Source organism: Flavobacterium zhairuonense (assembly GCF_004352915.1).
Lineage (GTDB): Bacteria > Bacteroidota > Bacteroidia > Flavobacteriales > Flavobacteriaceae > Flavobacterium > Flavobacterium zhairuonense.
Window position 1 is genome coordinate 19,809 of the sequence record NZ_SJSY01000056.1, and the last position, 23,037, is coordinate 42,845.

General features: G+C 34.5%; 20 protein-coding genes. 8 read left to right on the forward strand and 12 right to left on the reverse strand.

What is annotated here, in order from left to right; genetic code table 11:
• Positions 1 to 115 precede the first annotated feature (115 nt).
• Positions 116 to 3,226 (reverse strand): glycoside hydrolase family 2 TIM barrel-domain containing protein, encoded by a 3,111-nt coding sequence (locus tag EYY60_RS00705; protein WP_132987497.1) that lies wholly within the window; start codon positions 3,224 to 3,226, stop codon positions 116 to 118.
• Positions 3,227 to 3,590: 364 nt separating this feature from the next.
• Between EYY60_RS00705 and EYY60_RS00710 the strand changes: the two genes are divergently transcribed.
• Positions 3,591 to 4,037: a GNAT family N-acetyltransferase gene (locus EYY60_RS00710; protein WP_132987498.1), complete on the forward strand. Its 447-nt coding sequence runs from the start codon at positions 3,591 to 3,593 to the stop codon at positions 4,035 to 4,037.
• A 3-nt stretch (positions 4,038 to 4,040) separates the two neighbouring features.
• Here EYY60_RS00710 and EYY60_RS00715 read toward each other — a convergent pair whose 3' ends face one another.
• Entirely contained in the window at positions 4,041 to 4,904 is an 864-nt protein-coding gene (locus tag EYY60_RS00715; RefSeq protein WP_132987499.1) for a LysR family transcriptional regulator, read from the reverse strand.
• A 61-nt stretch (positions 4,905 to 4,965) separates the two neighbouring features.
• Between EYY60_RS00715 and EYY60_RS00720 the strand changes: the two genes are divergently transcribed.
• Both EYY60_RS00720 and EYY60_RS00725 read left to right on the forward strand, forming a co-directional pair.
• Positions 4,966 to 5,487 carry a GNAT family N-acetyltransferase gene (locus EYY60_RS00720; RefSeq protein ID WP_132987500.1) on the forward strand — a complete coding sequence of 174 codons (522 nt, stop codon included), beginning with the start codon at positions 4,966 to 4,968 and terminating at the stop codon, positions 5,485 to 5,487.
• A gap of 15 nt (positions 5,488 to 5,502) precedes the next feature.
• A complete protein-coding gene (locus EYY60_RS00725; RefSeq protein WP_132987501.1) occupies positions 5,503 to 6,390 on the forward strand; it encodes a DMT family transporter in 888 nt (295 codons plus the stop codon).
• 1 nt (position 6,391) lies between these two features.
• On the opposite strand, the gene EYY60_RS00730 is transcribed toward EYY60_RS00725, so the two are convergent.
• The 7 genes from EYY60_RS00730 to EYY60_RS00760 are packed head-to-tail and all read right to left on the reverse strand — an operon-like array spanning position 6,392 to position 13,121.
• Positions 6,392 to 7,516 carry an ABC transporter permease gene (locus tag EYY60_RS00730; protein ID WP_132987502.1) on the reverse strand — a complete coding sequence of 375 codons (1,125 nt, stop codon included), beginning with the start codon at positions 7,514 to 7,516 and terminating at the stop codon, positions 6,392 to 6,394.
• Positions 7,513 to 8,619 carry an ABC transporter permease gene (locus EYY60_RS00735; RefSeq protein WP_132987503.1) on the reverse strand — a complete coding sequence of 369 codons (1,107 nt, stop codon included), beginning with the start codon at positions 8,617 to 8,619 and terminating at the stop codon, positions 7,513 to 7,515. The genes EYY60_RS00730 and EYY60_RS00735 overlap by 4 nt, the downstream gene beginning before the upstream one ends.
• A gap of 1 nt (position 8,620) precedes the next feature.
• Positions 8,621 to 9,364, reverse strand: a complete 744-nt coding sequence (locus EYY60_RS00740) for an ABC transporter ATP-binding protein (protein ID WP_132987504.1) — start codon at positions 9,362 to 9,364, stop codon at positions 8,621 to 8,623.
• Positions 9,354 to 10,304: an ABC transporter ATP-binding protein gene (locus EYY60_RS00745; RefSeq protein WP_132987505.1), complete on the reverse strand. Its 951-nt coding sequence runs from the start codon at positions 10,302 to 10,304 to the stop codon at positions 9,354 to 9,356. The genes EYY60_RS00740 and EYY60_RS00745 overlap by 11 nt, the downstream gene beginning before the upstream one ends.
• An 11-nt stretch (positions 10,305 to 10,315) precedes the next feature.
• Entirely contained in the window at positions 10,316 to 11,218 is a 903-nt protein-coding gene (locus EYY60_RS00750) for an HlyD family secretion protein (RefSeq protein ID WP_132987506.1), read from the reverse strand.
• Between the two features lie 12 nt (positions 11,219 to 11,230).
• Positions 11,231 to 12,472, reverse strand: coding sequence for a TolC family protein (locus EYY60_RS00755; protein WP_132987507.1), 1,242 nt, complete (start codon positions 12,470 to 12,472; stop codon positions 11,231 to 11,233).
• 19 nt (positions 12,473 to 12,491) lie between these two features.
• Positions 12,492 to 13,121, reverse strand: a complete 630-nt coding sequence (locus EYY60_RS00760) for a TetR/AcrR family transcriptional regulator (RefSeq protein WP_132987508.1) — start codon at positions 13,119 to 13,121, stop codon at positions 12,492 to 12,494.
• Between the two features lie 193 nt (positions 13,122 to 13,314).
• Between EYY60_RS00760 and EYY60_RS00765 the strand changes: the two genes are divergently transcribed.
• Positions 13,315 to 14,085, forward strand: a complete 771-nt coding sequence (locus EYY60_RS00765; RefSeq protein WP_132987509.1) for a DUF2490 domain-containing protein — start codon at positions 13,315 to 13,317, stop codon at positions 14,083 to 14,085.
• Positions 14,086 to 14,153: 68 nt separating this feature from the next.
• Here EYY60_RS00765 and EYY60_RS00770 read toward each other — a convergent pair whose 3' ends face one another.
• Positions 14,154 to 15,389 (reverse strand): PQQ-dependent sugar dehydrogenase, encoded by a 1,236-nt coding sequence (locus EYY60_RS00770; RefSeq protein ID WP_132987510.1) that lies wholly within the window; start codon positions 15,387 to 15,389, stop codon positions 14,154 to 14,156.
• Positions 15,390 to 15,599: 210 nt separating this feature from the next.
• On the opposite strand from EYY60_RS00770, the gene EYY60_RS00775 reads away from it, so the two are divergent.
• The 4 genes from EYY60_RS00775 to EYY60_RS00790 all read left to right on the forward strand — a co-directional run bounded on the left by EYY60_RS00775 (position 15,600) and on the right by EYY60_RS00790 (position 20,335).
• Positions 15,600 to 16,493, forward strand: a complete 894-nt coding sequence (locus tag EYY60_RS00775; protein WP_132987511.1) for a dienelactone hydrolase family protein — start codon at positions 15,600 to 15,602, stop codon at positions 16,491 to 16,493.
• Between the two features lie 91 nt (positions 16,494 to 16,584).
• On the forward strand, positions 16,585 to 17,304 hold the full coding sequence (locus EYY60_RS00780) for an AAA family ATPase (protein WP_132987512.1): 720 nt from the start codon (positions 16,585 to 16,587) through the stop codon (positions 17,302 to 17,304).
• A 175-nt stretch (positions 17,305 to 17,479) separates the two neighbouring features.
• On the forward strand, positions 17,480 to 19,663 hold the full coding sequence (locus EYY60_RS00785; protein ID WP_132987513.1) for a tetratricopeptide repeat protein: 2,184 nt from the start codon (positions 17,480 to 17,482) through the stop codon (positions 19,661 to 19,663).
• A gap of 30 nt (positions 19,664 to 19,693) precedes the next feature.
• Complete coding sequence (locus tag EYY60_RS00790) at positions 19,694 to 20,335, forward strand: response regulator (protein ID WP_132987514.1); 642 nt, start codon at positions 19,694 to 19,696, stop codon at positions 20,333 to 20,335.
• Positions 20,336 to 20,528: 193 nt separating this feature from the next.
• Here the strand turns inward: EYY60_RS00790 and EYY60_RS00795 are convergent, their stop codons facing one another.
• Both EYY60_RS00795 and EYY60_RS00800 read right to left on the reverse strand, forming a co-directional pair.
• On the reverse strand, positions 20,529 to 21,446 hold the full coding sequence (locus tag EYY60_RS00795) for a PorP/SprF family type IX secretion system membrane protein (RefSeq protein ID WP_132987515.1): 918 nt from the start codon (positions 21,444 to 21,446) through the stop codon (positions 20,529 to 20,531).
• A gap of 3 nt (positions 21,447 to 21,449) precedes the next feature.
• On the reverse strand, positions 21,450 to 23,037 hold a 1,588-nt coding region (locus tag EYY60_RS00800; protein WP_132987516.1), incomplete at its 5' end, for an HYR domain-containing protein.

Below are 23,037 nucleotides of genomic sequence, written 5' to 3' on the forward strand. Positions count from 1 at the left end.
AAAATCAGGACCACAAATTATTCGTGTGAAAAATACAATTATTAAATTAATCTTAAAAAAAACCTATGAAAATAAATCATAGGTTTTTCATGTAAAAAAACACATACAATTCTTATCAATTAACCAATGAAATTATATAAGAGTAAGTATATTTTTTGTCTGTTAAACGATATTGATCGTGTGGCAAACGTCCCCAACTGTCATCACCGCCCACACCTCTTTGTTTATAATCTATATGAAGATAAACCGCTTCTTTAGAATCTAAATCTAAATCCGAAGGATGGCGTTGTGCTTTTGTTTTTCCTGGATCCAACATTTCTGTTGAAATATTCAAGGCGCTAAAACCTAATGTCTGTAATCCTTCAAATCTTACGCCTTGCCCTTTATCATTTTTTAAAGCCAACCAACGAACATCAGTTTTGTAACCGCCTTCCTGCGGGCGAATATAACTTTTAGTGTATTGATTGCTCACTTTATCTGAATATTCACCAATAAACGCCGCCGAGTTTCGATCTGAATAATTTTCCCACGGGCCTCTTCCGTAATAACTTAGATTATCGAAAGTTCCGCTTAATTGTGCACGCATTCCAAAACGTGGCATTTCTGGTAATTCTTTTCCAGCTAAATCAATAGAAGCTGTAACTTTTATTGCTCCATTATTCTGAATCAAATAATCTACTGTGTAAGGAACGTCAACTGTTGCTAATTTATAAACCGCTTTTATCAATAATCCATCAGTTGCTTTTTTATCTAAAACGACACTTACAACTGTAGCATTTTTTGAAGCTTCTTTCCAAACTACTAATTTATTTTCCATATTGCTTCCAAAATCATTATCGGTTGGAGCACGCCAGAAATATGGAGTTGGAAAATTGGCAAAAATTGAATTTGCATCGTTTTTCAAATTGTATTTCAGAATTTCTCCTTTTTTAATGTCAAATTCACCTGAAACGTTTTCAGCTTCAAAAGAAAGGATATCACCCTTTACAGTGTATTTCAATTTTGAAGCACTTTTTTCAATTATATTTTTGAAATAGGAACCTTTTCCAATAGCAAACTGCTCTCTTGCAAATTCATGTCCTTTTGCAACTAAAGGCGCATCTGCTTTTGAATACGCAAAAACATTTACAAAATATTCAGAATTCCCATCGATGGAACCTAAATCTAAAGCTACTTTCTTGCTTTCTGTTGGAGCCGCATCTATATTAAATTCTCCTGATTTTATTTTTGCACCATTCTTAATCAATTCCCATTTGAAATTAAAATCTGAAAGATTCGTGAAATTGTAAAGGTTTGTTATCACTAAATCAGATTCCTTAAGCTGAAAATGAATATTTTGATATACCTTTTTAATTTCGCTCAAAGCTGGTTTTGGCGTTCTGTTTGAAAAAATCACACCATCAGCACAACCATTTTCATCGTTTTGAAGTTTTGAAGCGCCTAAATCACCACCATAAGCCCAAAATGTTTTTCCGTTTGCATCTTTGTTTTTTATTCCTTGGTCAACCCAATCCCAAATAAAACCGCCCTGCATGTGTTTACTGCTGTTGATAATGTCCCAATATTCCTGAAAATTTCCACCGCTATTTCCCATCGCATGTGCATATTCACACATAATATATGGACGACTTTTATCTGCAGCTGCATAAGTTTTCATGCTCTTGATTCCCGGATACATTGGGCAAACAATATCTGTATTCCTATTTTCTCCAGCTTGTTCAAATTGCACTGGACGAGTAGAATCTACTTTTTTCAACCAATCATAAGCATCATAAAAAACAGGCCCGTTTCCGCACTCATTTCCTAATGACCAAATAATAATTGACGGATGGTTTTTGTCAAAAGCAAACATTCTTTTAATACGATCCAAATGCGCTGGTGCCCATTCTGGCAAATACGCAGGATGTTTTTTCTGGTCAAACCAATTTTGCCATTCTGCCCCCATTGCATGTGATTCGATATTGGCTTCATCAACTACATAAAAACCATATTCATCACATAAATCATAAAATTTCGTATCGTGAGGATAATGGCTCATTCTGATCGAATTGATATTGAATTCCTTCATTAACTGAAGATCTTTTCGCATCAATTCTTCGTTTGGCACGTGTCCGTTTACATCATCATGTTCGTGGATGTTCACACCTTTTACCATCACCGCTTTTCCATTAACCAAAAGCTGTGCATCTTTGATTTCTACTTTTCTGAAACCTGTTTTTTTAGAAACCGCTTCAAGCACATTTCCTTTGCTGTCTAATAATGAAATAGTGTAACGGTATAAATTTGGCGTTTCAGCATTCCATTGTTTTACATTTTCAATTGTTTTTGAAAAGCTAACATTTTGCTCTTTAGCATTTACTTTTTTGTTTTCAGAATAAACTGCTTTTCCTTCTTTATCAAACAATTCAACTTTAATAGACGGATTTTTCACTTTGTTATTTTCGAAATATTTCAAAGTAACATCCAGATTAAAAAGCCCGTTTTTATATTGATTGTCTAAATCGCTTTTTACAAAATAATCCCAAACAGCCGTTTTAGGCATTGCCTGCAAATAAACATCACGTTCAATACCGCTTAATCTCCAGAAATCCTGATCTTCTAGATAACTTCCGTCGTGCCATCTAAAAACTTGAACGGCAATTAAGTTTTCTCCTTTCTTCAAAAATGAAGTAATATTAAATTCGGCAGGAGTTTTAGAAGCTTTCGTCATTCCGACTTCTTTTCCGTTTAAAAATACTCTCGCATAACCCGAAATAGAACCAAAATGAAGAATAATTTCTTTGTCGTTCCAAGAATCTGAAACTGTAAAATTGCGCCTGTAACTCGCAACCGGATTATAATCTCCGGCTATAAAAGGAGGATTTTTGGGGAACGGATACGTAATATTAGTGTAAATTGGAATATCATATCCTTGCAATTCCCAGTTCGACGGCACTTGAATTTCTGACCATTTGCTCACATCGAGATTTGGTTCGAAAAAATTCGTTGGTCTTTGTGCTGGAGTTTTTACAATGTCAAACTTCCAAGTTCCGTTTAAACTTTGATACAATGCCGATTTTTTAGGATTGTTTTCTTTTAATTCTTCTGCATTGCTGTATAAAAGAAACGAACTTCTACCGGCTTCTTTTCCTCTGTCTAGTACTTGCGGATTTTCCCATTCATTGGTTTGTGCAAAATTAATCTGTGCACTTAAAAACAGCGACGCTGCTAAAAAAATTTTCTTCATCTAACTATTTTTGATTGTCTAAGGTTTTGTTTTTAAAACAGAAAAAATGTCATTCCAAATTGATTTAAAGCATTTCTTTATAAAAAACTTATAAAAAAGGAACGGCCCTAACACTAACCAAATCTTAAAAACGTACGCTTTAAATCAATTTGGAATGACAAATTCTTGAATCACAAATTTAGATATTCACCTAAAAGACATGAGGGGCAATCCGATATAGTAAAAGGGGTAATTTGGTATTCATACACATTTCGTACAATTTTACCCCCTTATTTAATGCGTTTTTAGCATCACATGATAAAAAAATAGCATTTTATATCATTACTCTCGATTTTATCTTTGACAAAAAATAAAATAGTTTTTAATGAATTATAGCTACACAATTAAAGCATTTGGAGAATTTACCAATTTGGAACTTTATGAAATGCTGCGTTTAAGAAGTGAAGTTTTTGTGGTAGAGCAAAATTGCGTCTATCTTGATTTAGATAATAAAGACCAGAAAAGTTTTCATCTTTTATATTATGCAAATGATGAATTGGCTGGTTGCACGCGATTGCTTCCAAAGGGTTTATCGTATGATGATATTTCCATTGGAAGAGTGGTAATTGCACCAACTTTCCGCGGATTGGGTTTAGGTAAAAAAATTATGGAAGCTTCGATTGCGGGTTGTCAGGAAAAATTTGGCAAAAGCCCAATTCGGATTAGTGCGCAATATCATTTATCCAACTTTTATCAATCGCTTGGATTTGTGGAGCAAGGAGAACCATATGACGAAGACGGAATTCCGCATATCGAAATGTTGAGAAATTAAGAATTACGGAATAATCAGTTTTAAAACATTGGCCAATACCGGATTATGATCTTCTGTTCGCCAATTAATAAACAAATCGGTTTCAAGTGGCATTTTTATAAATCGGATTCCGGGAATTTCGTGAAAAAGATAAGAATCTGGCAAAATTGCAATTCCCATTCCTTTTCGAACCAAAGCTATAATGGCGGATCCGAATTCTGAATGAAGATAGACTTCAGGAGCATTTTCAAAGGAATTGAACAATCGCTGAATCAAATCGCTGTAACTGCTGCCTTCATCATTTGTTGGAAGGATGAATTTTTGAAAAGCAAGTGTTTCTTTTGTCAAATCTTCGGGCGTTTTGTACGGATGATTTTCGGGAACAACGATGGCTAAATTATCGGTGTAGAATTTTTCCGAAGTAATATCTTTGGCATTATTTATATCTCTGGTAATCGCCAAATCGATTTTATAATTTCGAAGAAAATCCTGCTGGTCTTCATAAAGAACTTGAACCAATTTGATTTTGAGTTTTGGATAAGCGGCTGAAATTCGGGATAAAATATCAGGCATAATTGAAGCCGAAATGGAATCTGGATGCGCAATAGTAATGGTACCGCTTTCGCCCAATTGAATCTGGCGCGCCGACTGGTGAATAAATTCAAGCTTGCTGAGCTCAACTTCCCATTTTTCTTTGAGAAATTGGCCTGCCGCAGTAAGTTTGACATTGCGTTTGTTGCGCTCAAAAAGCTGAACGCCCAACTGATTTTCCAACGACTGAATTTGTCTGCTCAATGCCGATTGTGTAATATTCATTTTTCCGGCAGTGTTCCAGAAATGAAGTTCTTTGGCAAGAGCCAAAAAATATTTGATTTGCTGTAAGTCCATTGATGCAATTTACGCATTTATCAAGAATAAAAATAGCTTTTAACGCATTAAAAGAAATAACATGAATACGCTAAAAATTACAAAAGCAACGCTAAACGATATTGCAAAACTTCAAGATATTGGCAGAAAAACTTTTTCTGAAACTTTTGCAGAAGTAAATTCAGAAGAAAATATGGCAAAATATCTCGAAGAAAGTTTTGCGGCTGAAAAATTATCTGCGGAACTTAAAAATGAATCATCTTATTTCTATTTGGCAGAATTGGATGAAAAAATAATTGGTTATCTGAAATTAAATACGGGAGACGCACAAACCGAAAAACAAGAAAAAAATGCCTTGGAAATTGAACGTATTTATGTTGCAAAAGAATTTCATGGTAAAAAAGTAGCGCAGGAACTTTATGCTCAAGCTTTGCAAATTGCAGAAGAAATAAATGCTTCATTCATTTGGCTTGGCGTCTGGGAAAAGAATTTTAGAGCGGTGAGTTTTTATACCAAAAATGGTTTTACGCAATTTGACACACATATTTTCAAGTTAGGCGATGACGAGCAAACCGATTTTATGATGAAAAAAGTCTTATCCTAAAACCTAAATTTCAAGATGGAAAAAAAACGACTTTTATTGATTTTACTGATCATTGGCACTGCTTTTTGGGGAATTTCATATTCAATTACAAAAATGGCGATTGGAGATTATTCTCCTGCAACATTTTTATTTTACCGATTTTTATTGGCTGTAATTGTTTTGACCCTAATTTTTTGGAAATACGTTAGAGAAACCAATCTTGAAGCCATAAAAACCGGAGCTATTCTAGCAATTCCGATGTTTTTGGGCATTCATTTACAGACTATCGGACTCAAACACACTAATGCTTCACAATGTTCTTTCATTGCCGGATTAACCGTAATTATTATTCCGTTATTAAAATTAGCGATTTATAAAACCAATACTTCATTAAAAATTTGGGTTGCGGCTCTGACTGCTTTAACCGGATTGTTTATTATCGCGATCAAAGAAAAATTTGAAATAAACATTGGCGATTTATACACCATTGCGGGAGCTTTTGCCTTTGCGGTTTATCTAATTACGGTTGAAAAACATTCGGCTTTAAAAAATCTTTTGTATTCGATTGTGCCAATGTTTGCCTTTTGTGCGCTTTTCACTTTTTGCATTGCGCTTACAGACAGCCATGCAGATTGGCTTCCAAAAAATAATACTTTTTGGCTTGGCGTAGTTTACTGTGCGTTATTTTCAACCGCTTATATGTACACGGTTTCTAATATTTCACAACGTTATTTATCGGCAGAAAGAGTCGCTGTCATTTATTTGTTTGAGCCTGTTTTCGGCGCTATTGGAGCATTTTTTATTTTGGGTGAAAATCTAGGTTGGCGACTTCTTTTGGGCGGAACCCTTATTTTTTCTGCAACTATTATTTCTGAAGTTAATTTTAAGACTGATAAACTTAAACTTTTGGTGAAAAAGAATTAATCTAACTCGTTTTTCTGTAATTGTAAATTGCCAGCGCATTTAAAACCACAGCAAAAATGCCTAAATACAAAAGTTCTCGTCCAACTTCTTTTAAGCCACTTCCTTTTAAAACAATCAAACGCACAACTTTAATAAAATGTGTTACCGGAGTAAACTCTGACATTGTCCTAGCCCAATTTGGCATACTATCAGTGCTAGTAAAAAAACCGCTCATGAGCATAAAAATCATCATGAAGAAAAAGGCAATAAACATCGCCTGTAATTGAGTATCGGCAAAAGTTGAAATCAAAAGCCCGAGACCTAATAAAGCTATTAAATAAACGGCTGCGAAAAGATAAATCACTGCGAGACTTCCCTTTGGGAATATTCCATATATCAAATACATTACTGTGAGACCAACCGTAAACACAATCATTCCGACGATCCAAAAAGGAATTAATTTCCCTAAAATGAATTGCCATTTCTGAATAGGCGTTACATTGATTTGCTCGATCGTTCCAATTTCTTTTTCTTTTACAATATTGAGTGCCGTGATAAATCCGCCAATTAATGTAAGCAGCAAAACCAAAATTCCAGGAACCATGTAATACTTGTATTCGGCTCTTGGATTGTACCAATTTGTACTTGTCAAAGTAATTAATGACGGAGCATTTGAAACGGATTGTTTGGGCAATTTAAATCGGATATCCAGATCTTGGCTAAAATCGGCTAAAACTACATTTAGATATGCTGATCCAATATTTGATTTTGTTCCGTTAATAGCATCTGCTGCGATATTTACTTTCTGGCTTCCTTCTCTAACCAAATTTCGTTCAAATCCAGACGGAATTTCCAAAATCAAATCGGCTTCTCCTGTTTCAATCAATTCCAATCCCTCTAAATAAGAAGCTGGAGCGCCAACAATATGGAAATATCCAGACGAGCCAATTTTATTGGCCAATTTTTGTGAATACGAACTATGATCGTGATCGACGTAAGCGATATTTACATTTTTCACTTCAAAGTTTGCCGCCAAAGGCAAAATAATGAGTTGCATTGTGGGAACAAAAAACATCATCGCCAAGATGGTTTTGTCTCTAAATATCTGGCGAAATTCTTTCTGCAATATAAATCGAAGCACTTTCATGATAACCGAATCTTAAATTTTTTCAATGCAATAGTCAATAAAAATGCTGCCATTCCTGCCAATATCAAAGTTTCTTTCCAAACAAACTCAAATCCCAAACCTTTGAGCATTACCGCTTTTACAATCGCGTAATAATAGCGAGAAGGCACAATATGCGAAACAACCTGAAAAATCCAAGGCATGTTTTCTAGCGGAAACATAAAACCCGTAAGTATCAATGTTGGCAACATCATTCCCATCATCGAAATCAACATTGCCGTTTGTTGCGAATCTGTGACATTTGAAATCAGCAAACCTAAAGAAAGGCAAGTAATGATAAACAAAATACTTTCGGCAAAAAGCAATAAAAAACTCCCTTTTATTTCGACATGGAGAAGATATACCGATAAAAATAAAATCAGCATAAAATTAATCAGCGAAAGCACTAAATACGGAATTGCTTTTGCAATCAAAACCATTATGGGCTTGAAAGGCGATACAAGTAAAATTTCCATAGTACCAAGCTCTTTCTCGCGCACGACTGAAACAGAAGTCAGTGCAGTGCTTACAATCATAAAAATCAAAGCAATAACTCCTGGAATAAAATTAAGCGAACCATTTTGCTGTTCGTTGTAAAGATGCTTTAATTCAGGTACAATTTGATAATTTAATTTAACCGTTGGATTTAATTCTCTTTGGTAATCACCGACAATTGCCGTTAAATAATTCGTTACAATAGTTGCCGTATTTGGATCTGAAGCATCAGCAATTACTTGGATTTTTGCGCCACCAAGACGCTGTATTTCAGAACCAAAATTTGACGGAAAAATGACTGCACATTTGATGCTTCCATCTTTAAATCGATTCTCAACGTCTTTGTAATCCAAAATCGGATTTTCTACATGAAAGTAATCACTTGATTGTATTTTTCTGATAATTTTTTCCGAATGAACATCATGTGCATTATCCTGAATCGCAATTCCGATATTTTTGACTTCACTGCTCAACGCGAATCCAAAAAGAACAATCTGTGCAACAGGAAGCCCAAAAAGAATCAGCAAAGTCCTTTTGTCCCTGAATACATGATAAAATTCTTTTCGAATAAAAGCCAATAATCTTTTCATATTAATCTGCTGCCCTTTTAGCGTTTCGTGCCAATTCATAAAAAACTTCATCCATGGAAGTGGTGTTAAAACGATTTTTCAATCCTGTCGGCGAATCTATCGCTTCCACTCTGCCATCAACCATAATACTTATTCTATTGCAATATTCGGCTTCGTCCATATAATGCGTCGTCACGAAAACTGTAATTCCGTTGGCTGAAGCTTCATAAATCATATCCCAAAATTGTCTTCTTGTAATTGGGTCAACACCGCCAGTTGGTTCATCTAAAAAAACAATCTTTGGACGATGAAAAACAGCTACAGAAAAAGCCAGTTTCTGTTTCCAGCCTAAAGGTAATCCGCCAACTAGTTTTTTAGCTTCTTTTTCCAAACCTAAAGTTTTGACCAAATCTTGACTTCTTTCCTTTATTTCTGGCCGAGAAACCCCATAAACACCGCCATAAAATTCAATATTTTCTAGAATGGTTAAATTATCATATAAAGAAAACTTTTGGCTCATATAACCAATATTCTTCTTGATTTTTTCCTGTTGCCTGTAAACGTCAAATCCTGCAACACTGGCTTCTCCAGAAGTAGGAAAAGAAAGTCCGCAGAGAATTCGCATTGCCGTTGTTTTTCCCGCGCCGTTTGCACCGAGAAAGCCAAATATTTCGCCTTCGCTGACTTCAAAACTGATTTTATCCACCGCTTTGAAATCACCAAACTGTTTGGTTAGATCTTTGCAAACAATTGCTTTATTTTCCATTTAAGACTTCTTTAGTTTCTTCTGAATTGCTTTGTTCTCTCATAAAACGAATAAAACTATCTTCTATCGTTGGTTCTATCTTTTTGACTTCAAAATTCTCCGAATTGTACTTTTCTGCAATTGTTTTTATAGTTTCCTCATTCGCAATTTCCGATGTCAAAGTAAGATGAACAAATTCTCCAAAAGCATCGCAACTTTCGATTGCTTTATCGTTTCGAAAATCCTTCAAAAGCTTGTAAATGTTTTTTGCTTTAGCGGCAAAAAGCGGTTTTGGAAAATCATCTATAATTTGCTGTGGCGCATCAACTTTCATTATTTTTCCATTCTGAATCAAAGCAATGCGATCGCATAATTTTGCTTCATCCATATAAGGAGTCGAAACGACTATTGTGATTTTCTGTTTTTTCAGTTTGTAGAGCATTTCCCAAAATTCGCTTCTAGAAACTACATCTACTCCCGTTGTCGGTTCATCTAAAAATAAAACTTCAGGTTTATGAATCAGTGCGCAACATAAAGCCAGTTTTTGCTTCATTCCGCCAGAAAGTTTTCCTGCGCGTCGATCATTAAACGGTTTTATTTGATCGTAAATATCTTTTATCAATTCGTAGTTTTCCTCGATTGTAGTCCCGAAAATAGTAGCAAAAAAATTCAGATTTTCCTTCACTGTCAAATCTTGATACAGCGAAAATTTTCCAGGCATGTACCCCACTTTATTTCTAATTTCCTGAAATTCTTTTACGACATCATGACCTTCAACAGTTGCTGTTCCATTTTCTGCTAACAACAATGTGGTCAAAATTCTAAAAATTGACGTTTTTCCAGCTCCATCTGGACCTATCAGTCCAAAAAGCTCGCCTTTCTGAACCTCAAAAGATACATTATCAACAGCAACAAAATCGCCGTATTTTTTAGTAATATTATGTAGCGCAACTGCAGGCATAAAACTTTTTTTTATTTTGACCAAAGAACTTCGCCGTACATGCCAATTTTTAAAAACCCGTCATTTTTGACACGAACTTTTATTGCATAAACTAAATTTGCTCTTTCATCTTTAGTCGGAATTGTTTTGGGCGAAAACTCTGATTTGTCTGAAATCCAATTTATTGTGCCTTGATATTCCTTATATTTTTTCTCGCCTTCATCAATTCTGACTTTAACCTGCTGTCCAATTTTAATTTGTGGCAATTGTGTTCCTGTAATATATGCTCTTAAGTCAAGCGTTTCAAGATTAGCGATTTTATAAAGTGGTTTGCCTACTACAGCCATTTCATATTGCTCGGCATATTTTGCCAAAACGGTTCCTTTAATCGGATTTACGATTACACTTTTATTCAATTGATCGTCAATTCCTTTTAGCTGAACGCCAACTGTATTTCCTTGTTCCGTTAAGTTTTCGTTTGTAATTTCCAGAGAATTTTTTTGCGCCGCAATTTGAGATTGCAGCGTTGCCACTTTTGCATTGGCATCATCCAATTGTTTCTGCGAAGCCACGCCTCCTTTTACCAACTTTTCAGTTCTGTTGCGATCTAAAAGTGCATTTGCAAGTTGTTTCTTTAAACTTTCAGTCTGAATCTGTTCTTGGGGTCTTCCGCTTAAAATTGCTTTTTTATTTTGTCGCAATTGCATTTTGCTAATCGATAATTGAGTACTATCAATAAAACCAACTTTTTGTCCAGCTTCTAATTGCTGTCCTTCTTCAACATTGAATTTTAATATTTGTCCATTCGCTTCCGCGGATAAAATAGTTTCTACAGCTTCAAAAGATCCAGATGCATCAAAATCATTTTCATTTTTAGTGCAGGAAAACAAGCAAAACGTCGTTGCTAAAAAACACAAAAGCTTAATCTCTTTCATAATATATTGGTATTAATTTCCTTTGATTGTTTGATATTCGTAAGCGCTCATTAAAAGCTGAATCTCATGCAAAGCCTTCTCTGCTCGTGCATTTCCTTCTTTTTCTGTTGCATTCAGCAAATCGATTAACGGACCAGCGCCAGTGTCATATTTTAATTGATATCCTTCGCGGATAGTTTGCCGAAGCTTTACAATAGCATCGTCGTCTTTCAAAATTGAAGTTTGCCTTTCAATATCAGCCGTTTTTTGATTCATTTGAAATCTGGTATTGAATAAAAACGTTTCTTCTTGAAGGTCGATTTGCTTTAATTGCAGTTTTGTCAATTCCTTTTCATTAGAATTTTTGTACAAACCTTTTATGTCCCAGTTAACGCTTAATCCAGCAACGCCAACAGTCGAAATTTTATTTGTTCCGAAATTAATTCCAGGCGCAAATACAACTCCGGCACCAAGCAAACCAACTTTTGGCATTAAGCTTACTTTTTGCATATCAGATTGTGCGTTTATCAAGTTTCGTTGATTCGAAAAACGCAATTGTTCTGGACGTTTAATCAACGTATCTAGACCTACAGCATTTATAGGTTTTTCAAATTTTGACTGATTGATGTTTTTCCCAATCAAATACGAAAGCATGGTTTGGTAACCATTTTTGGTATATTCAAAATCTTTCTTCTGTCTGCTGAGAATTAATTGTTCGGCTTTCATTTCGTCAACATCGGTTTTGTACGCCAAGCCATTTTCATGAAGTTTTTTGACCTTGTCAATATTGTTGGCAAGAATTGCATTTTGTATTTCCAATTGTTTCAGCTGTTCCTCAATTAGCAATACGCCAAAATAAAGCTGATTCACTCGCGAGCGCAAGTCATACAGAGATACTTCGACTGAAGACTTATCAACACTTGAAGAAGCTTCAATAATCTTTTTTTGTGTTTTCGTTGCACCGCCATCCCAAAGTACTTGATTTACTTGACCAAGTCCAATAAATTTGAATTTACTGTCATTTCCAGAATTTCCCATAGTTGGAAAATCACCAAAAACATAACCTTCAATTGCTGTAACGCTTATTTGAGGCAGATACGCTTTATTGGCATTGCTTAATGTATATTCTTTGCTTTTTTCAATCAGTTCGTATTGTTTGATTAAAGGATAATTGTCAACCGCAAGCTTATAACTTTGATCAACTGTAAGCGTTTGTGCCTGAACATTTATAAAGGATAGAATTCCAAAATATGCAAGTAAATATAACTTCCTCATTTTTTAAAAATTATTAAACTTATACAGCGCTAAACATTAGATTAATCCACAAAGGAATTTTCTTTTTACGTTCCTGCATCAAATTATTAAATTGCTCTGCCTGTAGATTTCGACTTCCCATTATAATAGGTTTTGCTATAAATGGAAAAACCACTAATCCTAAAAGATTCATCAAAAAATGAAGCGGATTCGGTTCTGTTATTTCTTTTTTCTCTACCGATTCCTGAAACTGTTTTATAAAAACCGACTCATTTATAATTTCTCTAATGGGCAGTTTTTTTAATAATCCCTCAGGATTATTTCGCATTTCGGTAAGAATAAATGTTGGGATTTCTGGTTCAGCAGTAATAAAATCGATATAACGCTCCGCAATAATTTCTACTTTTTGCTGTAATGAAGTCTTATCGTCATTCAATATAACTTTCACACTGCCAATAAAACCAGCAAAAGTTTCTGTCATTATCAGTTCAAAAAGTTTGGCTTTACTTCTAAAATAATAATTGAGCAAAGCCAAATTCAGACCAGCTTCCTCGGCTATATCTCTAGTTCGTGTTGAAGCAAAACCTTTTTTATAAAAGACTGTTTTTGCTGCAGTTTTTATTTTTTCTTCTGTAGTTATATCCTTCTGTTTAGATTCTGAAGTACTCATTTCAAATAATTTACATGCAAATATAAATCATTTTTAAATATGTTAAACAACTTTTTTAATCAATTGATTAAAAAAGCTGTTTAACATTAAATATCCTGAAAATGAGTATCTTTACAATACATTGTTTTTAATTATTGCCATTTATCGATTAAAAAGAAATTTACTCAATAACCTAATTTCTATCGTACTGTATATGAAAAACAATTTTACTTGGATCTTTATTCTTTTATTTCCCATTGCTGTATTAGGACAAACTGGTCAAAAAAAAGAAATCAACCAGCAACTTCAAACTTGGGTTTCTATAAACAGCGTTACCAAATTTGCCGATCATTGGGGCATTATTGGAGATTTTCATATTAGACGAAACGACTTTGTTTCTGATCCCAGTTTTTATTTTATAAGAGGAGGAATTAGTTATATTCCAAATTCAAATGTTTCGATAAATGCCGGATATGCTCATATGTGGCTGGCACCATCTAATCCAGACTGGAGCACATTTGCAGATGAAAACAGAATTTATCAGCAGGCACAATTGAATACAAAAATGGGAAATGTGAGTATCTTGCAACGTTTAAGAAATGAACAGCGATGGCAGGAAAAAATAGTTGACGACAAACCCAGCGGCGATTGGCGTTTTACAAATAGAATACGCTATTTGGCGAGTTTCACTTTTAGAATTTCTGATAATAAATCTTGGCCATCAATGGTGCTTTCTGATGAGATTCTTTTGCATTTTGGAGAAGAAGTCGTTTATAATACTTTTGACCAAAACCGGTTTTTCATCGGAATCAAAAAAACAATCAATCCAAAATGGAGTTATGATTTTGGATATATGAATGTTTATCAACAAAAATATTCAGGTTACCAATATGACATGAATCACACCATCAGATTGTTTTTTTATCTGAATACCAGCATTCGAAAAAAAGTGCCTTCAACAACTGAAAATTCGGGTGATGAATAATCAATTCAAAAATAACAAAAAACAAAAAACGCTACTGAATTACTTTTTTCAATAGCGTTTAAAAGATTTTATTTTTTGTCGATTTTATAAAGTCGGCCTTGATCTGTAATAGCATATAGAGCGCCGTCACTACCTTGTGTAATATCTCTGAAACGCTGATTTTCAGAAGTCAAAAGTCTTTCTTCGCCAACAACTTTATTATTTTCAATGGCAAGTCTAACAATGTGCATACCGCTCAAAGCGCCAATAAAAAGATTGTTTTCCCATTCTGGAACACGATTTCCTGTGTAGAAAGTCATGCCGCTGGGCGAAACCACGGGATCCCAATAATAGACAGGCTGTTCCATACCGCTTTGTTGCTGAATTCCCGCTCCTACTTTCTCACCGCTGTATTCAATGCCGTAAGTGATTGTTGGCCAGCCAAAATTAGCTCCAGCTTTTAATCGGTTAATTTCGTCGCCGCCACGAGGACCAAACTCGCTTTCCCAAATCTCACCCGTAACAGGATGAAGCGCCAAACCTTGCGGATTTCTATGTCCTATTGAATATAATTCTGCCAATGCGCCACTTCCTGTAAAAACAGGATTTCCAGATGCTGGTTGTCCTTCTTTTGTTAATCGAACCACTTTTCCAAGACCAGAAGAAACTGATTGTGCCAATGGTCTAGTTTCTAAAACCGAACGCTCTCCTGTACTTACAACAAGATTTCCTGTTTTATCAAAAAGAATTCGTCCACCATAATGAAGATTACTTGAATTTGCAGGTTTTGCACGATAAATCACCGTTGCACCTTCGATCGTTTTTTCATCTGCCGAGAGTTTTCCTTTGGCTACAGCCGTATTATTTCCGCCAGTAGTTGCTTCCGAAAAAACCCAATAAATCATTTTATTTGATGCAAATTCGGGATCGAGACATAAACCTAATAAACCGCCCTGACCAGAAGCATTGACAGCAGGAATTCCAGTAATTGGACTACTAACCACGCCAGCTGTTGTCACAATTCGCATTTGTCCCGCTTTTTCAGTAATTAAAAGTCGGCCATCTGGAAGCATTTTTACGCCCCACGGACTTGCGAGTGAACTTGTTACAACAACGCCTTGAAAACTTGTATTCGTTTTTATTCCATTAATTCTCGTTTGCCCTTCAAAAGCAGGTTTATAAGCACTGTTTGGGGCATTTGTTTCTACTGGATCAGTCACTGTGCCAGGATCTGCAGGACTGTCTTTATCATTGGAACAACTGTTACAGCTTAAAGAAATCGAAAATATTGTGAAGAGCGCTAATAAGCAGGTTATCTTTTTCATCTTACTAGATTATTTAAAATTAAAAAATAGTTTTGGGTAATGTTATCCAAATTTCCTAAATAAAATCAGATTTCATTTACATAATTCCCATCTTAACTTATAAAATTACCTCATATAACGTTGAAAATGTGCTTTCTATTTCAATAATTAAAAAATCTAATTTCAAGTAATCAATTAATTTTTTTTAAATTAGTTTTAAAATTAAACGCTATGAACAAACTAACCAAAGAAGACATAAGCCAAGAAGTATTTGACTTATATGATGATTATGCTCACAATAAAATTGACCGCCGAATATTTATTGAGAAATTATCCATTTTTGCGGTTGGGACATTGACACTTCCTTCGCTTTTAAGCTTTATGACGCCAAATTATGTGGATAGTATTTTGGTTCAACCAACTGATCCAAGATTAAAAACCGGCTATATCAATTATGATTCTCCAAAAGGTGGCGGAAGCATTAAAGGGCTTTTATCGCAACCTGCAGAAACCAAAAAGAAGCTTCCTGGCATTATCGTAGTTCACGAAAATCGCGGACTTAATCCTTACATTGAAGATGTTGGACGAAGAGCCGCTCTTGAAGGTTTCATCACTCTTGCACCTGATGCATTATCACCTTTGGGCGGTTATCCCGGCAATGATGATACAGGGCGAGAATTACAAAAGAAACGTACACGCGAAGAAATGTTGGAAGATTTCATCGCTGCTTTTGAATATCTAAAATCACATAAAGATTGCAATGGTTATGTTGGTGTTGTCGGATTTTGTTTTGGCGGCTGGATTTCGAATATGATGGCAGTAAAATTGCCTGATTTGAAAGCTGCGGTTCCTTATTATGGTGGCCAACCAACTGCCGAAGAAGCTGAGAAAGTCAGAACCCCATTAATGTTGCATTATGCAGGTCTTGATACACGCGTAAATGAAGGTTGGCCCGCTTTTGAAGCAATTCTTAACAAAAACAAAGTCGAGAATACGGCTTATTTTTATGCAGGTGTAAATCATGGTTTTCATAATAATACAACGCCAAGGTATGATGAAGCTGCCGCAACTTTATCATGGACAAGAACTATAGATTTTTTCAAATTAAAACTTAAGAAAAAGTAATTATAAAAGTCTCTGAGTCAATTTTCAGGCTAGAAAATTTGGTGCGAAATATTGCAGAATAAACTTTAATTTTGCACCAAATAATTTTGAAATGAGTCTACACGAGCTTACCATACAGGATACCGAAAAAATTGCGATAGAAAATCTTTTTTTCAGCGAAGAAAATAAAGCTATTTTAGAACAGACAATCAAAGAGCACAAGTATATTGAGGAATTAAAAAAATACAACCTTCCTGTCGATAATAAAATATTGCTTCATGGCCATTCTGGCTGTGGTAAAACGACAACAGCAAAAGCCATTGCAACGGCTTTGAACAAAGAGATTATTATTGTAAACCTCAGCACAATTATTAATGCAAAAATTGGCGAAACTTCTCGAAATGTAAAAGCTCTTTTTGATAAAGCGGCGAGAGAAAATGCTGTTTTGTTTTTAGATGAATTTGACCAAATTGCCAAAAGCCGTGAAAATGATGACAAAGATGTTGCCGAAATGAAACGTCTTGTCAATACAATAATTCAGCTAATTGATTATTTTCCAATAAATTGTCTGTTAATTTGTGCGACTAATTTTTACAATAGTATCGATACTGCTTTGTTAAGAAGGTTTCAAATAAAATTAAAATTTGAAATGCCAAGTAACAAGCAATTGGATTTATATTATGATAAAATACTAAACATCTTCCCTATTCATTTTCAAGATATTCCGAGAAAATATGCCATTTCATATGCCGAAGCGAAAGACTATGTTAACACCACAATGAAAGGATTGATCATCGCAGAATTAGAACATTTGAAGAAACAAAAAGTGTAGACATTTTAACCAATCTAATTATATCACAATTTAACCCAAAAAATTGAATTAAAATAAAGCCATTTTAATCCTTTTGTAGTACTTTTATCGCTAATTAAAATTTTAAATTTCTTATAAATCCCAAATTTACAAGACTTTAACATTGCTCTATTTTCTCAGAGTTCAAATTAAAATTATGGCAGTTTCTTATAAAAGGCTTCATATCTGGATGTTCTTGTTCATTTCATTTTCTGTGCTGGCCCAGCTTGAAAATAGAAAGAAAACATTCGTACATAAAAATACTGTTGTAAACCAGGAAGAAAAAACCATAAAAGATTTGTATGCCTTATACAATAAAGGCAACGAAAAAAAGGCATATCTCAAAGCACATTCTTTATTAAAATCGCCCTCAAGCAATCGTTCAGCGGCATCTGCAAACTTGCTTTTAGCGTATTATTTCAACAAAAGAGCGCTTGTAAATTCTTCGCTTTACTACACTCGACAAGCCTTAAAATTCAATACAATTGTCAATGATTCGCTAAAAAACAGACTTTTCAGTTTGGGCTATAATTTAATGGCAATCAATTACAAAAAGCGCGGTTTGCTTGAAGAAAGCAAAAAATGGCATATTAAAGGAATTGAAGCTTCACAAAAATACAACGAGAAAAATCTTTATTACACTCATACGCACGGTTTAGCAAAAACATACAGTGATTTGGGCGAATACAAAAAAGCGCTTGAATTGTTTAAAAAGTGTTTGGAATACAAAGAAGACGAAGAAATCATTCTGGGAAGCTACATCAATATTGGTGATATTTATTCGGAATTGAAGGAATATGACAATGCTAATTCGTATTACAAAAAAGGACAATTGCTTTGCGAAAAAACCAATAATAATCAAGGCCGAGCAGTTATTTTATTGAGCTTAGGAGCCAATTATCAATTGCAAAATAATCCAAACGAGGCTTTGAAAATGTACAAAAATGCAGTTGCAATAGCTGACAAAAGCGAATTGAATCAACTTGCTGTAATTGGCCGAGGAAATATTGCTGACATTTATATTGATCAGAAAAAATACAGCGAAGCTAAACTTATTTTCTCTGAAGGAATTCAGAAAGCCGTGCAATTTGGGTTATTGCAAGATCAAGTTCATTTTTATGATGAACTCCGAAAAATTGCTATTGCGCAAGATGATTATAAAAACGGTTATAATTACTTGGAAAAATCAAATCAGCTTAGAGATTCTATCAATAAACTTCAAAAAATAAAAGAGATTAATGATTTGGAAGTCAAATACCATACTTCTGAAAAAGAAAAAGCCATAAAACAACTGGAATTTGAAAACGAAACCAAAAAACTGACTTTGGCTAATCAGGCGCAAGCCATCAAAAACATGAGCCTTAAGGAAGAAATCACCAAGAAAATCAACGAAAATACGATTTTGTTTTTTCAAAATTCAGCCGATAAAAAACGTAATGAAATTTCGCTTCTGAAAAAAGATCAACAATTAAAAGCGCTTGAAATTTCGCAACAAAAGAAAAATAGAGCTTTTACGATTTTAGCTTTTCTGATTGTTTTAATTCCGATTGCTGGACTTTCTTTTCAATACCGAAACCGTTTAAAAAACCAACGTTTGCTGAATGCAAAACAGCTTGAAATCAGTACACAGCGAATTAATGGGATTTTGAAAGAGCAAGAATTGAAATTAATAAAAGCGTCGATAAGCGGTCAAGATAAAGAACGTGAACGAATTTCACAGGAACTGCATGACAGCATTGGCGGTAATCTTGCGGCCATAAAATTGCAACTTAATAACTTGAATCAATCGAATTTAAAAAATATCGAAAACCTCAGCGCACAGCTTGATGAAACCTATCAGCAGGTACGTAATTTGGCACATAATCTGATTCCGAAGAAATTCAGCAATCATAAATTTTGCGAAGTTTTAGAATCCTATTTGACGAATATCAGCGAAGCAAGCAAAATCAAAATAGCGTTTACTTCCTATCCAAAAACGGCTATAAATCAAATGGATGAAACCATTCAGATTGAAACTTTCAAAATTGTTCAGGAACTTTTGACTAATACCATAAAACATGCAAAAGCTTCAAATGTTGACTTACAGCTTAATCTCATCGATCAATCTTTGAATATTTTATTTGAAGATAATGGCGTTGGTTTTCATACTGAGAATTATTCCCAAGGAATTGGTTTTATTAATTTAGAAGCTAGAATTGCAAAACTGAACGGAACTTTTGCTTTAGACTCAAAACTAAAAAGAGGAACCATTGCCAATATCGAAATTCCGATTTTAGATCATTCTACTGCCAAGAAAAATCCAGTTCAAGGAATTCAGATAAAAAATCAGCTGATTAATTAAAAGGCAAATCCAACCAAAATACCACTTAAAATGAAAAAAATCAACCTGCTTATTGCCGATGACCACACGATGTTTTTACAAGGAATTGTTTCTTTATTGGAACAAGAATCTGAAATCAATATTGTTGGAAAAGCTGTAAACGGAATTGAAGCTTTGGAAAAAATAAAAACTGAAAATCCTGATTTAGTGATTCTCGATATCAGCATGCCAGAAATGGATGGAATTGAATTGAGCAAAATTTTGAAAAAAGATTTTCCTGAAGTAAAGATTTTGGTAGTCAGCACACACAGCAATGTGAAAATAATTTCGAGATTGATCCGAATTGGTGTAAATGGATATTTATTGAAAAATGCCGAAAAATCGGAATTGTTGAAAGCAATTCAAACAATTGCTTCGGGTGAGAATTATTTTTCGGAAGAAACAGAAGAAAAACACTTGGCCAATCATTTAAAAATTGAAAAACAAGTTTCGATTTTGACTGAACTGAGTTCGCGCGAAAAAGAAATTTTGGTTTTGATTGCACATGAATACAATACTGCTGAGATTGCTGAAAAAACTTTTATCAGTCTGAATACTGTAAATACGCATCGTCGAAATTTATTGTCAAAATTGAATGCGAAAAATACTGCTGGACTTGTAAAATATGCGGTTGAAAATGGTTTGGTGGATTAAATTCAATAACTTAAATACAATTCGTTTTTGTTTAACACATAGAAGCATAGATTTTATTTTTTCTGAAAGAAATTAGATAGAAACTAGTTTCTAACACATAGTAAGAGTAAGCTATGTTTATTTTAAACAAGTGAAACGCCTTTTTTTAGAGGTCTTAGTCTATGTTTCTATGTGTTAGAGTAATTGACTAATTTTATTCAAATCCTTCACCAAATCTGTAATTCAAAACCAAACCAAAAGTATCCGGAATCACCACATTTTCAAAAGATTTGTTGTAAGTGCAAATAATCCTGAAATTTTTGTTTAAATGAAAACCCGCCAAAAGATTTAAGGTATTTGATGTTCGATAACCGGTTCCAAATTCCAATTTGTTTTTATAGTTTATCAAAACATTAAAATCGGCTTGAAAAGGTGCTCCTTCCATATATTTCAGTAAAAAACTCGGGTTTATTAATATTTCTTCAAAACGATTAGTAAAAAATCGGTAGCCGAAATAACTATAATACGCGTTCTGTAAATTGGTATTGTTTTTTGAATTGAAAGTACTGCTCAACACATTTGGAGCTGAAATTCCGAAATAGACTGCATCTTTATTATATAAAAAACCAAGTCCGAGTGTTGGTGTAACACTATGTACATTTTCCTGAAATTCACGATCGTTTTCTAAGCCCAATTGCGTTAGGTTTTCATTATAAATCATTGCACCAGCGGTAATTCCAAACGAAATGACATTTGGATCATATGCCCACCATTTTCCATATTTATAATCTGAATCAAATTTGATTTTATAAGAATACGAAGTAAAAATTGTGGTTGTATTTGTCACACCAATTTGATCGTTCGAAATTCCGGCGGCCAATCCTATTTTTTCATTCCAAGAAAGTGTATTGAAAGAAAGATCAAAATTCTTCGGACTTCCATCAACAGAATTGAAATAACCATTTGTTGTCATCACAATATCAGTATCTGGATAATAACCCGCATGCGCCGGATTTATTAAAACTGCATTATAATTGTAACTTGAAAAAACTGGAGTTTGCTGGCCATAAGCGCCATCTATAAATATAATAATGATGAATAAGGCAATGAATATATTTAGTTTATTTTTCATGAATTAACGTTTTAAAACAAGGTAGCCCTTGGTTTTCTTAAAATGATTAGGCTGATTGACACGGATTTCAAAAAAGTAAGTTCCTTCTGGAAGTTCATTAGCGCCTAATTTTCGGCTTCTGTTTGCAATTCCGGCAAATACGTTTGTGGAGTTGTTGTAATTATCCATTTGGAAAACCAAATCTCCCCAACGGCTGTAAATCAAAACCTGATTCTGCGGATATTGTGTGATATCATCAATTTCCCAGAAATCATTTATTCCATCGTTATTTGGCGAAAAGCCGTATTTTGTTTCATCTTTATCTAATGGCGTTACTGTAATCGTAACCTCATCTGTCGCTTCACAACCTTGTGCATTTTTAAAGGTTACCGTATAAGTTGTTGTTTCAGAAGCAAAAAATGACGGATTTGCGATTTTGCTATTGCTTAGTCCTTTTGAAGGCGACCAAGAATATGAACCTAATTCTAACGCCATTGCATCCAAGGTCACTAATTGCCCTTCGGCTGTTTCTTTATCTTCTCCCGCGTCTACAACTACAGGATTTGATTGGATTTTAAAAGAACATTTCTTGGTATTGTTGCTTTTATCAACCGCTTGTATTTCTATCGTCATTCCTTCTGTGAAAGCGCTTCCCGCAACGGGAGATTGTGTCACTTGCGGATTTGAATCGAAATTATCAGTCACCGTAATCATTTTCGTGAAATCAGGAATCACTTTAGTATTGCAAGACACGAACTGATCCAAAAGACAAGTGAAAACTGGCGCTTCATTATCTTGCACGACATTAATGATAAATGAACAGCTTTTAGAATTTCCGCTATTATCTGCTGTTGACATGACAACACTCATTCCGTTTGTGATTGGTATTCCCGGACTCGGCGTTTGTGTAACTGTCAAACCTGAATCACAATTATCGGTCACCGTAATCATTGAACGGTAATCTGGCAAAAGAGTTCCCACATTAAGATTTTGGTTTCCGATGCAAGTTATAATTGGAGCTACAACATCTGCGGAAGCGTTAATAACAAAACTGCAATCTGAATAATTTCCCGAAATATCCGTCGCGGTTAATTTTACCGTCATTCCCGATGTAAAAACACTTCCCGCAGCTGGACTTTGTGTAATTATTGGCGAGGCATCGCAATTGTCAATTGCTGTAACTAAAGGCGTATAATCTGGAATTACACTACCACATGACAATTCTTGATTGCCAAGACACGTAATTACAGGCTTGGTCACATCTGCGGAAGCGTTAATTTTAAAACTGCAATCAGAATAATTTCCTGAGGCGTCTGTTGCTGTAATTGTTATCGACATGCCATCAACAAAAGCAGTTCCTGCAACTGGATTTTGAATCAGAATTGGCGAAGCATCGCAATTATCTGTAACTGAAATTAAATTTCTATAATCTGGAATTGTAGCGTTGCAAGCCAAAGTCTGATTTCCAATACAAGTAATTATTGGCTTTGTAACATCCGCGGAAGCGTTAATTATAAAACTGCAATCCGAATAATTTCCTGAGGCGTCTGTTGCTGTAATTGTTATTGACATTCCATCAACAAAGGCGGTTCCTGCAACTGGATTTTGAACT